This is a genomic window from Amycolatopsis sp. NPDC047767, from assembly GCF_040704195.1.
In the GTDB taxonomy this organism is placed as follows: Bacteria; Actinomycetota; Actinomycetes; order Mycobacteriales; family Pseudonocardiaceae; genus Amycolatopsis.
In genome coordinates, this window is record NZ_JBEYSJ010000021.1 from 55,128 (window position 1) to 70,757 (window position 15,630).

General features: G+C 71.5%; 12 protein-coding genes and 2 pseudogenes. 4 read left to right on the forward strand and 10 right to left on the reverse strand.

Annotated elements, in window-relative coordinates:
• Positions 1–439: 439 nt before the first annotated feature.
• The gene (locus AB0878_RS31670; protein ID WP_366583879.1) at positions 440–1,882 is read left to right on the forward strand and encodes a S8 family serine peptidase; all 1,443 of its coding nucleotides are present in this window, start codon (positions 440–442) and stop codon (positions 1,880–1,882) included.
• Positions 1,883–1,959: 77 nt separating this feature from the next.
• Positions 1,960–2,922, forward strand: a complete 963-nt coding sequence (locus AB0878_RS31675; protein ID WP_366583880.1) for a LuxR C-terminal-related transcriptional regulator — start codon at positions 1,960–1,962, stop codon at positions 2,920–2,922.
• Between the two features lie 54 nt (positions 2,923–2,976).
• Here AB0878_RS31675 and AB0878_RS31680 read toward each other — a convergent pair whose 3' ends face one another.
• From AB0878_RS31680 to AB0878_RS31720, 9 genes and pseudogenes are all read right to left on the reverse strand, one after another.
• On the reverse strand, positions 2,977–4,917 hold the full coding sequence (locus AB0878_RS31680) for a hypothetical protein (RefSeq protein WP_366583881.1): 1,941 nt from the start codon (positions 4,915–4,917) through the stop codon (positions 2,977–2,979).
• An 84-nt stretch (positions 4,918–5,001) separates the two neighbouring features.
• Positions 5,002–5,835 carry an ABC transporter permease gene (locus AB0878_RS31685; protein ID WP_366583882.1) on the reverse strand — a complete coding sequence of 278 codons (834 nt, stop codon included), beginning with the start codon at positions 5,833–5,835 and terminating at the stop codon, positions 5,002–5,004.
• On the reverse strand, positions 5,835–6,638 hold the full coding sequence (locus tag AB0878_RS31690) for an ABC transporter permease (protein ID WP_366583883.1): 804 nt from the start codon (positions 6,636–6,638) through the stop codon (positions 5,835–5,837). Before AB0878_RS31690 ends, AB0878_RS31685 begins: the two co-directional genes overlap by 1 nt.
• A complete protein-coding gene (locus AB0878_RS31695; RefSeq protein WP_366583884.1) occupies positions 6,638–7,579 on the reverse strand; it encodes an ABC transporter ATP-binding protein in 942 nt (313 codons plus the stop codon). The genes AB0878_RS31690 and AB0878_RS31695 overlap by 1 nt, the downstream gene beginning before the upstream one ends.
• 53 nt (positions 7,580–7,632) lie before the next feature.
• Positions 7,633–10,977 (reverse strand): phosphodiester glycosidase family protein, encoded by a 3,345-nt coding sequence (locus AB0878_RS31700; protein WP_366583885.1) that lies wholly within the window; start codon positions 10,975–10,977, stop codon positions 7,633–7,635.
• A 111-nt stretch (positions 10,978–11,088) separates the two neighbouring features.
• Positions 11,089–11,817 carry a maleylpyruvate isomerase family mycothiol-dependent enzyme gene (locus tag AB0878_RS31705; RefSeq protein ID WP_366583886.1) on the reverse strand — a complete coding sequence of 243 codons (729 nt, stop codon included), beginning with the start codon at positions 11,815–11,817 and terminating at the stop codon, positions 11,089–11,091.
• An 85-nt stretch (positions 11,818–11,902) separates the two neighbouring features.
• The gene (gene ndk, locus AB0878_RS31710; protein WP_220242889.1) at positions 11,903–12,313 is read right to left on the reverse strand and encodes a nucleoside-diphosphate kinase; all 411 of its coding nucleotides are present in this window, start codon (positions 12,311–12,313) and stop codon (positions 11,903–11,905) included.
• Between the two features lie 70 nt (positions 12,314–12,383).
• Positions 12,384–13,184: pseudogene (locus tag AB0878_RS31715) on the reverse strand (alkaline phosphatase D family protein); the annotation flags it as partial.
• A 297-nt stretch (positions 13,185–13,481) separates the two neighbouring features.
• Positions 13,482–13,733: a hypothetical protein gene (locus tag AB0878_RS31720; RefSeq protein ID WP_366583887.1), complete on the reverse strand. Its 252-nt coding sequence runs from the start codon at positions 13,731–13,733 to the stop codon at positions 13,482–13,484.
• A 244-nt stretch (positions 13,734–13,977) separates the two neighbouring features.
• Here AB0878_RS31720 and AB0878_RS31725 point away from each other — a divergent pair, with 244 nt between their 5' ends.
• Together AB0878_RS31725 and AB0878_RS31730 are read left to right on the forward strand one after the other, a co-directional pair.
• Positions 13,978–14,247: a hypothetical protein gene (locus tag AB0878_RS31725; protein ID WP_366583888.1), complete on the forward strand. Its 270-nt coding sequence runs from the start codon at positions 13,978–13,980 to the stop codon at positions 14,245–14,247.
• A 33-nt stretch (positions 14,248–14,280) separates the two neighbouring features.
• On the forward strand, positions 14,281–14,724 hold the full coding sequence (locus AB0878_RS31730) for a hypothetical protein (RefSeq protein ID WP_366583889.1): 444 nt from the start codon (positions 14,281–14,283) through the stop codon (positions 14,722–14,724).
• Positions 14,725–14,830: 106 nt separating this feature from the next.
• On the opposite strand, the pseudogene AB0878_RS31735 reads toward AB0878_RS31730, so the two are convergent.
• Positions 14,831–15,610 (reverse strand): annotated as a pseudogene (locus AB0878_RS31735) (alkaline phosphatase D family protein); the annotation flags it as partial.
• Positions 15,611–15,630: the final 20 nt, after the last annotated feature.

Genomic DNA, 15,630 nt, shown 5'->3' on the forward strand with positions numbered 1-15,630 from the left:
TTCTGTTCCGTGCCCGCCGTGGTGGTGACCAGCGGCGGGAATCCTTGCGTGGCAAACCGTGCGGTCCACCGGGTTCGGCGAACCGGGCACGGTCAGGTCTCCTCGGCGGCGCGCCGGCCTGGCTCCGACCCCTCGCGGGCCAGCCCCACCACGTCGAGCTGCCCGGCCTCCCGGGGGCGACGCGAGTGGTGCCGGTCCGGCACTCCTCCGGACCACTCCCGACGCAGGCAGGATGCCCGTCGTCGAGGCGGTCGACGTGAGTATCCCACACCCGGGGGTGCACCCGGTGTAGTCGGTGCCTTGCGCAGCCACCCGGGCGTGCCGTCGCGGGGCGAACTCGGCGGTTCCGCTTGTCCCGCCGCGCGAGCCTGGTTACCGTGCGGCTCGGGCACGCGTGCGCGCGGGTGCCCGGCGTTTCCTGCATTCGGTAGGAGGTCCGGTGTCCCTGCTGGCGCGGCCACTGCGCGCGGCCGTGTGCCTCGTCGCGGTGCTCTGCGGGTGCCTCGCCGCCGGGCCGGCGAGCGCGGACGCGCCGAGCTGCCACCCGTCCGGGCGGACCCTGCGCTACGTCGTCGCCTTCGACCGGGGCACCTCCGAAGACTCCGCACGCGAGCAGGTCGAAGCCGCCTGCGGTCACTCGTCCGGGTACTACCCGCAGATCGCGGTCGGCGTCGTCACTTCCGACGATCCGGACTTCGGGTCGCACATCGGGCTGGACCGCGCGTTCAGCGCGCAGGGCACCCGGCTCGCGGCGCAGCGCGCGAGCGGCGACGCCGTGCCGCCGCAGCCCGCGCGGGCCGAGCTGCACCTGAGCGACCCGGCGCAGGTGTCGACGGCCGACCTGTCGGGTGAGCAGTGGGACATGAAGATGGTGGGCGCGCCCACCGCGCACCAGGTCAGCGAAGGCAGCCGTGACGTGGTGGTCGGCGTGCTCGACTCCGGCGTCGACCCGGACCACCCCGATCTCGCCGCCGCGATGGACCCCGCCGACTCCGCCGGCTGCCTCACCGGCGTCGCCGACCCGCGGCCGGCGGCCTGGCAGCCGACGACCTCGGTGCACGGCACCCACGTGGCCGGCATCATCGCCGCGGCCGACGACGGCAAGGGCGTGACGGGCGTCGCGCCCGGCGTGCGGATCGCGTCGGTGAAGGTGATCGACGACCGCGGCTACGCCGATCCCGAGGCCGCGGTGTGCGGGCTGATGTGGTCGGCGGCGCACCACCTGCCCGTGACCAACAGCAGCTGGTTCGTGAACCCGTGGTCGCTGTCGTGCGTGCGCGGCGACGACCGCGGCGTCGTCCACGAGGTGCTGGCGCGCGCGGTGGAGTACGCCACTTCGGCCGGGGCGCTGAACGTCGCGGCGGCGACCAACGAGGCCGTGGACCTGACGCCGTCGGCCCACTCGGGCGTGCGGACGGCGGGGGCCACGAAGTGCGAAGCGCTGCCGGCCGGCCTGCGTGACGTGGTGGCGGTGTCGGCCGTGGGCGCGGACCGCGTGAAGGCCGGCTACAGCTCGTACGGCCTCGGTGTGGTGGATGTCACTGCCCCGGGCGGCGAAGCCGGGCGCTGCGTGGTGTCGACCGTGCCCGGGGGCTACGCGCCGCTGTGCGGCACGTCGATGGCCGCGCCCCACGTGGCGGGCGTGCTGGCGCTGCTGAAGTCGGCGCACCCCGGCATGTCGGCGGCGGACCTGCGCCACGCCCTGGACACGCGGGCCACGCCCATGCCGTGCCCCGACGACTACGACCTCACCGGCGACGGCGCCCAGGACGCCTACTGCGCCGGCTACGACAGCTACAACGGCTTCTACGGCCACGGCCTCGTCGACGCGCTCGCCGCCGTGGCCCCGCCGGAGACGGGTCCGCCGAACCCCGCGCGGTAGGGCCCCGCCCGTGATCGTTTCGACACCTCGTCCGGGTTGGATACCGATCGCAGTTCGCCGACGCCCGAGGAGGTCCGGTGCTCGAAGCGCTCGGCCTGTCCGCCGACGAGGAGCGGGTGTTGCGCGTGCTCGTGGGCGGCTACCGCGCCGCCGCCGGTGAGGTGAGCACGCGGCTGGGGCTCGCCGTGGCCGAGGTCGAGCGGGTGCTCGGCTCGCTCGTGGCCAAGCGCCTCGTGAGCCGCACCGGCGAGCACTACGTGCCGGCGCCGCCCGACGTCTCGCTGGGGCCGTTGCTGCGCCACGGCCAGTCGGAGCTCGAACGCGCCCGCGCCGCCCTGACGGAATTGGCCGAGCAGTACCGCGACAGCGCGCGGCGGCGGGATTCGTCGCGGCTGGTCGAGGTCGTCACCGGCGCGGAGGCGATCCGGCAGCAGGCGCTGAGCCTCCAGCGAGACGCGCGCGAGGAGGTGCTGTGGTTCTGCCGCGAGGCGCCCATCGCCATGCCGGCCGCCGAGAACGACGAGGAGTTCCGCGCCCTGGCCCGCGGCGTGCGCTTCCGGGTGCTCTACGAGACCGCACTGCTTGAAGAACCAGGCGCGATCGCGGGCCTCGCCGAGGGCATCCGCCTGGGCGAACGGGCCCGGACCATCGCGAAGCTGCCCGTGCGCCTCGCCGTGGCCGACCGGGCGCTCGCGCTGTGCCCGCTCGCCGACGACGAGGCCACGGGCGAACCGACCGCCGCGCTCGTGCTGGGCAGCAGCCTGGTGACCGCGCTGGTGGCGCTGTTCGAGAGCTACTGGGAACGCGCGTCTCCCCTGCGCGTCGACGGCATCCCCGCCGACGCGCCGTTGTCGGCCGACGAGCGCCGGCTGCTGTCGCTCCTCGTCGGCGGCGTGAGCGACAAGTCGATAGCGAAGCACCTCGGGGTGAGCCACCGGACGGTGCAGCGGAGGTTGCAGGACCTGATGCAGCGGGCCGACGCGCAGAGCCGGATGCAGCTGGCGTGGCAGGTCGCGAAACTCGGCTGGCTCGACGACTGAACGTCCACTGAGGACCCGGGCCGGGTGTCCACTGCGGACACCCGGCCCCGTGGATCACCGCAGGGGCAGGCGGTAGACGCCCGCGCCCGTGCCGGCGAGGAGCCAGTGGCCGTCGGCCGACGGCAGGAGGGTGCGCACGTCGCGGTCGGCCGGCTGGGTGGGCAGCGGGGTGAACCGGCGGCCGCCGTCGTGGCTGACGAGCACCCCGGCGCCGGGTTCGTACTTGTCGGCGGAGGACACGTACAGGGCGCCGTCGCCGGTGAAGGTGGCGTCGGAGTAGCCGGCGGTGCCGAGGCCGGCCGCGGGGCGGAAGGTGGCCCCGCCGTCGGTGGTGACCTTGACGAAGCCGGCGCCGGTGACCACGACGTGGCGGGCGTCGCGCGGGTCGACGGTCACGTGGGCGACCTCGCCGTCGAAGACCTTGCGCGCGGTGGCGCCGCCGTCGGTGCTGCGGTAGAGGCCGGTGACGTCGCCGATCCACACGGCGCCGCGGGAGCGCGGGTCGACGGCGACCGACTGCACGCCGTCCAGGCCGGCGAGCACGTGCTGCGTCAGCGTGCGGCCGCCGTCGTGGCTCGTGTAGACGGCGGGTGTGAGGTAGCTGCCCGCGTACACCGTGTTCGGGTCGTGCGGATCCACGGCCAGCGCGCGGGAGTTGCCCGGCACGGTCGCGAACTGCTGCCACGTCTTGCCGCCGTCACCGGAGCTTTCGACGGTGAAGCAGTCGACCTCGCAGTAGCCCTGCCGCACGCGCAGCACGGCCTTGGCCGACACCGTCGCGAGCGCCCCGACGGAGTTGCCCAAGGTGTCCGGGGCCTGGCCGGTCCAGCCCCAGTCCTGGTAGCCACGCGGGAGGTGCGCCGCGAACGGCGCTGTCGAGCGGTAGGTGCCACTGCGCGTGGCCGCGACGAGCGCCGGGCCGACGCTCGCGAGCGCGTTGACCTCGGTGTCGGGCACGCCGATGCGCCGGAACGTCACCGAGTCGGCCGTGGTGAAGATCCCCGCGGCCGCGGCGACGACCTGCTCGCGCGGGCGGTCCGGGAAGCCGCCGACCTCGGAGTAGAGGTCGATCGCGCCGGTCGCGGCCGGGTGGTCGGTCCACGTGCGGCCGCGGTCGCGGCTGACCCAGACGTCGCGGGCGCCCGCGCTGCCGTCGGGCCCCGGCGAGGCGATCGACTGGACCTCGAGCTCACCGGCGGGGGTCAGCCCCGTGAACGCCATCGCGTCGTCGGCGCCCCACGGACCGGTCAGGGTGCGGAACGTCCGGCCCCCGTCGGTGGAGAACACGGCGCTGCCGAGCACGCCCGAGCCGACCACCATGCCGTCGGCCGCGGCCAGGTTCGACAGGTACTGCGTGCCGGGCACCGCGAGCTCGCGCGGGGCGCGCGGGTGGCTCAGCGCGTTGTCGACGACGTGGATTTCGCTGCCGGTGGCCAGGAACAGGTGGTCGCCGTCGAGGGCGAGGTCGGTGACCCCTGCCGGCGCGCCCGGGAGCTTCGCCCAGTGGCGGCCGTGGTCGGTGCTGGTGAGCACGCCGTCGTCGCCCGCCGCGAAAACGTCCTCGCCCGAGGGCGAGACCACCACGGACGTGAACAGCCCAGGACTCGTGGCGGCGGCGTGGAACGTACGCGCCGCGTCGTCGCTGCGCAGCACCTCGCCGGTGCCCGTGGCGGGGTCGGTGGCGGTGACGTAGACGACGGACCCGTCGCGCGGGTCGGCCGCGATCGCGGTGCCGTTGGCGCCCAAGGGACCCGGTGTGGTCCAGGTGTCGCCGTGGTCGTCGGTGCGGTAGACGGCGCGGCCGCTGTCGGGCAGCACGTACAGCCGCGCCGGGGCGTCGGGCGTGAAGGCGAGGTGCCCGCCGGCGCTGTTGGGGCCGACGAGCTGCCACGGCTGCGCGTGGGCGGGCTCGGCCGAGGCGGAAACAGTGGGGACGGCCAGGGCGAGGGACAAGCCGGCGGTGAGCGCGGCCAGCTTCAGAGGTCTTCCGTGCATCCGGTCAGCCTGGGGCAGGCCGGGCGCGGCGTCACGATCTTCGCCGTGGCCGAAATACGACAGGTCGCACTTTGGACACCAGCGTCAGGTCAGCAGGAGCTTCGCGATCCGCCGCGTCGACCCCCAGACCCCGATCGCCGCGAGCACCAGCAGGTAGGCGAGGTTCCCCGCCATGCTCCACGAGAAGAAGCCGGTCGCGAGGCCGCGCATGAGCTCGATGCCGTGGTACAGGGGGAAAACCCGCACCACCCACTGGATGGCTTCGGGGTAGACCGTGATCGGGAAGAACGTGGTGGAGAACAGGAACATCGGCATCAGCACGAGCTGGATGTAGTCGAACTGCGACGTCGACTTCAGGTAGCTCACGAGCGTGATGCTGATGGCGGAGAACGTGAACGACACCAGCAGCGCCACCGGCAGGAGCAGCAGCGCCCACCACGACGTGAGCAGCCCCATGGCGCCCGTGACGGCCATGAACGCCACGGAGTACAGCCCGCCGCGCAGCATCGCCCAGCCGATCTCCCCCAGCGCGACGTCGAGCGGGCCGATGGGGGTGGCGAGCATGGCGTCGTAGGTTTTCGCGTAGCGCAGCTTGAAGAACAGGTTGTAGGTGCTCTCGAACACGGCTCCGTTCATCGCCGACGACGCCAGCAGCGCCGGTGCCACGAACGCGACGTAGCTCATCGGCCGCCCGTCCGGCCCCGGCACCGTCTGCACCAGCTTGCCGAACCCGACCTGGAACGCCAGCAGGTAGAACAACGGCTCGAGCGCGCCGGAGAGCAGGATCGTCCACGACCGCCCGTAGACGGTGATCGCCCGCTCGATCAGCGCGCCGGCACGCCCGCTGTACATGCCCGGCGGGAGGACGCGGATGAGGAGACCGCGGCGCTGGAACTCGGTGGCTCGCACGTCGGTCATCACGCCACCAGCCGGCGGTAGAACCAGCGGTGGGCCAGTGCCCAGCCCACCACGACGAGAGCCACCAGGTATGCCGTGTGCCCGAGCACCGCGAGCCCGCCGACGCCGCCGAGCGTGCCGGCGCGCGCGAGCTGCGTGCCGTGCCACAGCGGCGACAGCCACGCGAGCCAGCGCAGGTACAGCGGGATCTGGCTGATCGGGAAGAACGTGCCGGAGAACAACGTCATCGGCATCACCACGAAGCGGAACAGCAGCCCGAAGCGCTGCCCCTCGTCGAACGTCTTCGCCGCCAGCGCCGTCATCGGCGCCGCGCAGGCGAGCCCGGTCAGCGTGCCGACGAGGACCACCAGGACGGCGCCGAAGTTCTGCCAGGCGCCGAAGAACACCGCGATCACCGCGTAGATCGCGCCCGCCAGCGTGAGTTTCAGCGTGGTCCAGATGAAGTGCCCGCCCAGCAGCTGCCCGGCCGAGACCGGCGTGGCCGTGACGGCGACGTAGTCCTTCTGCCACTTGAACCCCGACAGGACGGGGTACGTCGAGTCACCCACGCCCTGCTGCGCCGCGCCGGCCACCAGCAGCGCCGGGGCGACGTACACGAGGTAGGACACCCCGCCCGTCGCCGGGCCGGCCTGCACCTGCGAGCCGAAACCCAGCCCCATGGCGGCCAGGAACAGCACCGGTTGCAGGCCCGTGGAGTACAGCGTGCTGACCCAGTGCCGTCGGTACCACGTCCAGTGGCCCTCGACGCGCAGCCAGGCGCCCCGCCAGCTGCCGACGACCCGGCCCGTCGCGGAGATCGTCATCAGTCCACCAACGTCCGGCCGGTCAGGCGCAGGAAGACGTCTTCCAGGGAACTGCGCCGCACCAGGCTGGAGACCGGGCGCAGGCCGCGTTCGTGCGCGCGTTCCAGCGTCGCCTCGCCCGTCATCGTGTACAGCAGCACGCGGTCGGGCAGGACCTCGACGCGCTCGGCCAGGTCCTCGACGGCCGAGGCCGCGGTCTGCTGTTCACCCGGCGCGAAGCGCAGCTCCACGACCTCGCGCGTGGAGTACCGCGCGATCAGCTCCGCCGGCGAGCCCTCGGCGGCGATCCGGCCGCCGTCCATGACGACGAGCCGGTCGCAGAGCTGTTCTGCCTCATCCATGTAGTGCGTGGTGACGATGAGCGTGGTGCCGCGCGCCTTCAGCCGGAACAGGCGGTCCCACAGCAGGTGGCGGGCCTGCGGGTCGAGGCCCGTGGTCGGTTCGTCGAGCAGCAGCAGCTCCGGGTCGTTCACCAGCGAGCGCGCGATGGTGAGCCGCCGCTTCATGCCGCCCGAGAGCGAGTCGACGGTGGCTTCCGCACGGTCGCTGAGCTGCGCGAACTCCATCAGTTCCTCGGCTTTCGCCCGCACGTGCGCCCGCGACAGGCCGAAGTAGCGCCCGTAGATCTGCAGGTTCTGCCGCACCGACAGCTCGACGTCGAGGTTGTCCTCCTGCGGCACCACACCCAGGCGCGCGCGGATGCGCGGCCCGTCGACGTCCGGGTCCATGCCCAGCACCCGCAGGTCGCCGTCGGTGCGTGGCGACACGCACGCGATCATCCGCATCGTCGACGACTTCCCGGCGCCGTTGGGCCCGAGGAAGCCGAACGCCTCCCCCGGCCGCACCTCGACGTCGATGCCGCGCACCGCTTCGAACTCACCGAACCGCTTCACCAGTGCCTTCGCCTGCACCAGTGCCGGTTCCGCCGTTGCCTCTGCCACCTCGACGACACTAGGCGCGGGCACCGACAGTTTTCGACCGGTTTCCCGATCGATCAGCGGACGGTGACCGTCAGGTCCTTCGAAACGCCGTTCACCGTCACGGAAATCCGCGCGACACCCGGGTGCAACGCGGTCAGCACGCCGCTCGCCGTGTCGTACGACACCACGTCCCACGGTGCCGGACGGCCGGCGCCGAGGTGGGCGAAGAAGCCGCTCCAGTCCGCGCTCACCGGGTACGCGACCGGCACGGCGCGACCCGCCTGCGTGAGCGTCGCGGTCAGCTGCGCCTTCGCACCCCACCGCAGCGAGGCGGGACCGGACAGCGTCAGCGCGTCGACGTTCGGCCGCGTCTCGAAGCGCACCGGCTGGTCCTTCGCCGACGGGTCGACGCGCACCAGCGTCCAGCCGACGAACCCGCCGTCACCGGGCGCGGCCGCGGGCGTCTTGCCCGAGTTGCCGTTGACCAGGTACGGCACACCGTCGGTGCGCGACAGGCTGAACACGCCCGCGTGCGACGCGATCGCCGCCGCCTGCTTGCCCGAGGACTGCTCGAACCCCGTCAGCCACGTCTGCAGCAGGTCGGCTTCCTTGCGGTCGCCCAGCTGCGAGTTGCCCGTGGGACTCGGGTCCTTCACCGGGTGGTGCATCGCGACGACGACACCGCGGATCGACCGGTCGCGGGCGGCGCCGTCGAGCGCGCCGCGAAGCATCCGCACCTGGTCGAAGCCGCCGGCGCGCAGCGAGCCACGCGAGGAGTCCATGAGCACCAGCCGGATGCCGTGCACGTCCACGACCTGGTGCGTCGCGCCGAACGCGGCCTGGAAGTCGGCCAGGCCGTTGCCGCCCTCGGCTTCGTGGTTGCCGGGCACGTAGTACCACGGCACCTTGCCGTCGAGCTCCTCGGTGATCACCTTGCGCGCCAGCACGAAGTCGGGCGCGGTGCCGCGATCGACGAGGTCGCCGTTGATCAGCACGAGGTCCGGCTTCGCGGCCACTGCCTCCCGCATCGCGCGGCGCGCCTGCGCCACCAGCGGGCCGTCGGGCGCGTCGGCGGTGAACTGCGCGTCGCTGATCACCGCGATCCGCAGGCCGCCGGTGCCGAGCGTGCCGTCGGTGACCAGCGCCGGGTCGTGCGCGGCCGGGTCGGCGGGCACGGACGTGGACGGCGCGACCTCGAAGGTGAGGTCGTCGAACACGAGGTGACCTTCGTACTGCTGGTCCGGCACGTTCTCCACCGCGTAGAAGCGGGTGAGGCGCTGGCCGTCCGGCAGCCCGGCCGGCACGGCGGCGGTGACGTACTTCCAGCCCGTCCAGTCGACGCTGAGCGAGAGGTCCACAATGGACGCCACGTTGGCTTGGTCGTGCAGCTCCGCGCGCAGCCAGGCACCCTTGCCGTCGCCGTCGACCCACAGGCCGATCTTCTGCGTGCCGGCCGGAACGGGCAGCGGCGTCGCGGCGGTCACGTACGCGGCGCGCGTGGCCGTGGTGCCGGTGAGCCGGTAGTCGAGCGCCAGGCCCTGCCCGCCGTCCCGCCCTTCGGCCGGCGACAACGCGGCCCCGACCACCGCCGGGTACACGCTGGCGCTCCAGCCCGCCGGACCGTCCAAAGGAGACGCCACCTGCGGCTCGGTGCCGACGGAGGCGGCCAGGTGCTCGGTCAGCCCGCCCGCGTGGACCGTGATCGCCGAGGCGCCCGAAGCGGTCTTCGCCGTGACCTCGAACCCGTCGGCGGCGGGCCGCACGTCCACCACGGCGGGGTCGAACTCGAGCTTCACGTCGCGCGGCTCCACCCAGGTGCCGTAGCCGTCGGCGTCGTAGCCGAAGACCTGGAACGTGCTGTGCGCGCCCGCGCCGGACAGCGCGACCTGCGAAGTGCTCGTGCCCAGCCGCACCGGCGCGCCGAGCACGGACATGGTCGTCTTGCCGGAAGCCTTGCCATCGCGGGCCACCACCGAGACGTCTTCGCGCGCTTCCGGGTGCTTGCGGTCGGCGTGGGCGGTGAGCACGTTGTCCGTCACGGTCGCGCGGCCCGGGTCCGACGTGCTCCACCGCGGGTGCGCCGCGACGGCCGCGCCGGTCTCGTCGTGCGCGTCGGCGACGAGCACGCGCGACAGTCCGGAAAGGACTCGCGTGGCGTTCGTCGTGTTCTGCGCGGGCGCCGGGGCGAAGCCGGTCAGCCGGCCGCTGCCGGGCACGGTCTTGATGCCGATCCCGTTGGGCACCAGGCGTTCCCCGCCGTCCGACGGCGCGTTGCGGACGCTCGGCGCGGCCTCGCCCTCGCCCCGCGCGAGGAGCGTGGAGGAGCCGCCGCCGTCGTCGGCACCCAGGGCTTTCAGGCGGCGACCCAGCTCGGCCTCGGTCATGCCGCGGCTGTCGGCCTGCCGGCCGTCGACGGTCATGAGCCACAGGTGCTTGCCGTCGGCGGAAAAGCCGACGCCGGTGCGCGGGGCGAGCGTGGTGTCGTCGACCGGCTGCAGCACACCGTCCTTCAGCAGGGCCTCGTTTCCGCCCACGGCGACGGCGATCTTCCCGGCGTCGGACCGTGGTGCGTAGGACACACCGAGGTGGTCGCCGACCTTCAGCGCGGCGAGGGTGTCCGCGCCCGCTTCGCGGCCCAGCAGCAGCGTGCTGCCCGCGGGGATCGGCCCGTCGGCCGGCTGCGCGCGCACCTGGGTGACCACGCCGTCGCGCGCCTCGACCTCGGCCACCCGCGCGGCGCCGGCCACCGAAGTCGCGCGCGCCGAAGCGCCCCACAGCGGGGTGTAGACGCCGAGCGCGTCCTTGCCCAGCACCGGGCTGTTGAAGTTCGTGGCCGGCACGCTGCGGCCGTCCGGCAGCTGCACCGACGCTTCGAGGAAGATGTCGGCCAGCTTCGCGCGACCCTCGTCGGTGATCGCGGCGGTGGTGTTGTGCCCGGCGGCCGGCGCGGTCTGCAGCTGCCCGTCGGAAATGCCGACGCCCTCGGGCGCGCCGGTGGCGTTGATGTCGAAGAAGTCGCCGTTCACCCCGGCCACCGCGCCGGTGCGCGCGACCTGCTGCGACAGCGGCGTGCGCGCGGAAACCGTGCCGGGGCTCAGGTATGTGGGCTCGAGGACCTTGCTGGTGAGGTCGACGCTGAGGGTGTCGCCGCGGATCCAGCCCGCCGGGTCGAAGCGGTCGAACTGCGTGAGCTGCAGCCCGGGCGCGATGGCCGAGGTGGCGCTGCTGGTCTCGAGGCCGTCGTCGGTCGTCGCCGCGGCCGTGACCGGGGCTTCGCGGGCCGACGACGCCGCGGGCGCGCCCTCCACCGGCCGCGTGCCCAGCGGTGCGGCGAGCGGGTCGCCGTACGCCGGCGCGGTGACGGCAGTGGCGAACAGTGCGCAAAGGGCGCAGAGCAGCACGGAGCGTGACTTCTTCACCAGGCACCCCAGTATCGAGTTGGTAACTTCGCTCAGCAAAGTGGAGCAGTCCGGCCGGCGGAAGGATTCAGGATGAACGCCGCCTGAATGGCTCAGAACGGGCGGTTCCGGTCAGGGGGTGAGCGGGGATTTCAGGAACACGCGGGCCAGTTCCTCGTCGCCGGTGATGCGCGGGGTGGCTTCGCCGCGCTTCCACAGCAGCGTCAGCAGGTCCTGCGCGGGGGCCTCGACGGTGGCGGCGGCCTCGCCTTCACCGAGCACGGGCGGCTCCCCCGGCACGACCGTCCACTCGTGGCCGGTGTCGGTGGCGCGCACCGTGAGCGGCACGGGCAGCGGCGGCACGGCGTGCCAGCGGGTGATCCTCGGCAGCATCGCGCCGAGGACCTCGTCGATGCCGTCGGCCGACACGAGCGGATCGAGGACCGGGGTCGTGCCCGCGCAGGCGTGGGCGTCGACCAGGTGCATCGCCGTCTCGTGGACCTGACGGCGGAACCAGAACAGCTTCGTCTTCGCGGTGCCGCAGAAGTGCCAGCACCGTTCCTCGGGGTCGGCTTCTCCGAGGGCGGCCAGCAGCAGGGCGGCGCTCTCGGCGTACCAGCCGGCGAGGTCACCCGCCGCCGGCTCCTCGAACGCCTGCTTCCGCGGTTCGCCGGTGCGCACGACCTCGGCGGCCCAGCGGTGCACGTTGCCGGTGTGGGTCACGAGGTCGGGCCACGTCCAGCCCGCGCAGGCCGGCACGGCCACGCCGACGTCGGCGGAGCGGGCGAGGTCGGTGAACGCCGCGGTGAGCGCGCGCAGGTGCGCGAGGTAGTCGCGGGCCGTCAGTGGCAGCGTCGGCATGGTCGTGTCGCCCCTCGGAACACTTGGTGGAGAAGGGAAAGCCGGGGCGGAGCCGCTCGGCCCCGCCCCGGCTTTCAGTCCCGGCTCACAGGTCGGGGAACCACAGCTTCAGCTCGCGCTCGGCCGACTCCGGGGAGTCGGAGCCGTGCACCAGGTTGAACTGGGTCTCCAGCGCGAAGTCGCCGCGCAGGGTGCCCGGCGTGGCCTTCTCGACCGGGTCGGTGCCGCCGGCCAGCTGGCGGAACGCGGCGATGGCGCGCGGCCCCTCCACGGCGATCGCGACGAGCGGACCCGACGTGATGAACTCCAGCAGGTCGCCGAAGAACGAACGTTCCTTGTGCTCGGCGTAGTGCTCCTCGGCCAGCGAGCGCTCGACGGTGCGCAGCTCGAGGGCGGCCAGCTTCAGGCCCTTGCGCTCGATGCGCGAGACGACCTCGCCGACGAGGCCGCGCGCGACGCCATCGGGCTTGACGAGGACCAGCGTGCGTTCAGTCACGACGGTGTTTCTCCTTGTGCGGATTCGTGTTACCGGGCGCGAGCCTAGCGCGGGGTCGGTTGCGGTGCGGTCAGCGGCCCTGCGGGTGCAGGGTCTTGGACCACAGGGACTTGCCGGTGGCGTCGCGCAGGTCCACGCGCAGGTCGCCGCTGCCGCCGTCGACGTTCAGCTCGCCGAAGTGCTGGAACCCTTGCGCGGGCGAGGAGTTCTGCGTCGTCGGCGCGTGCACGAACACCGCTTCGGGGCCGAACGTCGGGTCGAGCTGGTTCGGGCCGAACGCGCCGGCGTTGAGCGGCCCGGACACGAACTCCCAGAACGGGTCGAAGTCCTTGAAGGCCGCGCGGTCGGGCGAGTAGTGGTGCGCGGCGGTGTAGTGGACGTCGGCGGTCAGCCACACGACGTTGCGCACCTTCCGGCGCGAGATCTCGCGCAGCACCCACGCCAGCTCGGTCTCACGACCGCCGGGCGCACCCGGCCGGTTGTTGGCGACGGCCTCGATGTCCGTGCCGTCCGGCACCACGAGCCCGATCGGCATGTCCGCCTGCACGATCTTCCACGTCGCCGTGCTGCGGTCCAGCGCGTCGGCGAGCCAGCGGGCCTGCTTGTCGCCGAGGATGTAGCCGGGCTTGGTCTGGTCCGCGGTGTTGGCGTTGCGATAGGTGCGCATGTCGAGCACGAACACCTCCACGCGGCTGCCGTAGCGGAAACTGCGGTACACCCGCCCGTCCACCGCCCGGCGGCTGTCGATGGGGTGCCACTCGTGGAACGCCTGGTACGCCCGGGGCGCCAGCACGCTGAGCCGCTTCTCGGTGTATTCGGGACGGTCGTTGAGGATTTCGCCGGGGTACCAGTTGTTGAGGACCTCGTGGTCGTGTTCCCGACCAATCAAACGAACGGCGCCGAACCTTCCATCTCACTCTCAAGCCGTCGTGCAGAGGTGCCCCGCCGACCGGCCCGGCCTTGGTCGGATTGCGACCGGCCACCCTACGATCTGGCCCTCCCCTGCCGCCTGTCGATGCCAGCCCGGGAGGGATACCCCTGGGCCAATCGTTGCCAGGTACCGACATGAGCCTAGAGAAAGTTCTTCACCATCTAGCTCGCACATCAGTTATTCACCCTCTCGGCGGTACCGTCAACCCTCCCGGCCGACCAAAGTCAATGATCGTCATCAACTGTTTGGGAGGGCATTGATGCGCAGGGGGATTCTGTTTTCACATGTCAAAAACATGATTTCTGACATAGCTACCCCGATTGCTTGATGCACCTTCTCAAACTGCATCCGAGCAGGAGGGAAGATTTTTATGCGCAAATCTATCGCCCTATTAGGCGGAGTGGCAGCGCTGTCGTTTTTCGCCGTCGGAACAGCATCCGCCACGATGATTCCGTCGCAGGCAAGTAGCGTCACGATCACCGCACCCACAGGGAAAATGGCGCCAGTTTCCGTCAAGACTTGGTACCCGTGGGGGACTTACTCCTCCGAAGCGGCCTGCATCGAAGCCGGCAATAAGCTTCGAAACGATGAACCGTGGGCATTCTCCGGCGTTTGGTGTCAGTACCAGTCACCCGTCTGGAAGCTTTACATGAACGAGACTGGACGATAACCGCCCACGTCTAACTACTTGTTCGACCGAATTTTTTTCGAGGGGAAATTTATCATGCTTTCAATGATGAAGAGAATCGTGGCGACCACTGCAGCGGCTGGCACACTGGCTTGCATTGGCGCAACATCGGCACTGGCAGCAGAGGGCAACTCATTGCCCTCGTCGACAAACAGCATCAACTCGTTCGTGTGGTACGGATGGTACCCCACGGCCGACGAGTGCTCCGTCTACGGAGTCGCGTGGCACAGCGCCCACCCTGACCGGACCGGCTGGTTCTGCATTGCCGAAAACGGCGGCAGCGCCCTCTACGTCGATGACGGCATCACCGACTGAGAACCACCCTCCAGAGTGACATGTTTGCGGGTCATGCTCGACAACGGTATGTTGTCGAGCATGACCCGCTCAACGGACCGCCTCAGCTTGCAAGACGAGCAACAGATTCTCCGTCAGCTCGATCGCTACCTGCCGACGGACATGCGTGGAACTCATCCAGGCCTTCACGTTTTCCCGCAGCTCGTCGGCGTCTGCGCAAACAATGATCCCAGGTTCGACGATGAGCAACGCGCGCGTGGGCTTCCCGCGTCCACAGAGGTCAGCGTCGAGGACATCAGCGCAGCTTTGAATCTCGTCCCCCAGGTACGGCGTGATCTTGACTCGACAGAAATCAGTCTCATCGAGGCAGCGCTCGATCGCGGCGAGACCTTCGAATCTCTCGGCACAGGATGCGGCCTCACCCGTCAGGGGATGCGGCAGCGCTACCAGCGGTTAGGTGGCACACGGCGTTGGCCGAACACCGCCGACGAAGACTGAACCGTGTGACCGCCGGAGCGTTGATGCTCTGCTGCCTTCAACTGTCGCGGCGGGTCTTCGACCAGACTGCCGCTGGTCACACGTCCTAGCGTGTTGTCAGTTGACGTACTTGGTAGTCGTCCCACTGGGTGTAGCTCGGCACCTGGGCGGCGAAGCGCAGGAAGTTCTTGTCGAGGCGGTTGTAGGCGTGCTGGCCGCGGTACTCGTCGAGGGTTTCGGCGACCTTCGCCTTCTCCGGTGTGACGATGTTGCGCCAGGTGCCGCCGTCGCCGGGCAGGGTGACGGTCTCGGTTAGCGGGCCGTCGGCGTAGACGGTGTCGCCGCTGTGCAGGAACAGGTCGGGGTGGCGGTCGGCCATGGCGGAGAAGATGGTCATGCCGCCGAACGCGGGGTTGATGCCGTAGTTCTGGCCCGCGACGTCGCCGCTCCACAGGATGCGCGTGTTCTTGCGGCCGACGGGCGCGGTGGAGAACCGGCCGGTGACCGGTTCGCTGGACGTGCGGCCGTCGAGGTCCACGGCCGTGACGCGGTAGTGGTACTCGGTCCCGGGCTGCAGGCCGGCGACGCGCACCTTGCCGGTGCCGCCGGTGTCGGGCGTGGCGATGTCCCCGGCGACTCTGCGCGCGTGGCGGAACGACTCGTCGCGCGCGATCTCGGCAACCAGCCGCGCCGGCCGGTCGGCCCGCGACCAGATGATGCCGGACCCGGTGGTGACGTCCCCGGACGCGACGCCGTGCGTGAGCACCGGCCGCACCCGGCGCACCAACGGCGCGGCGGCTGCGGCACTTGCCGTACCTTCGGGCAGGAGCAACGCCCCGCCCACGACGGCCGACGCGGCAAAACCGGCCTTGAACAGACTGCGGCGAGAGTGGGTCGATTCGGTCATGCCGGACGTTCTATCCGGCC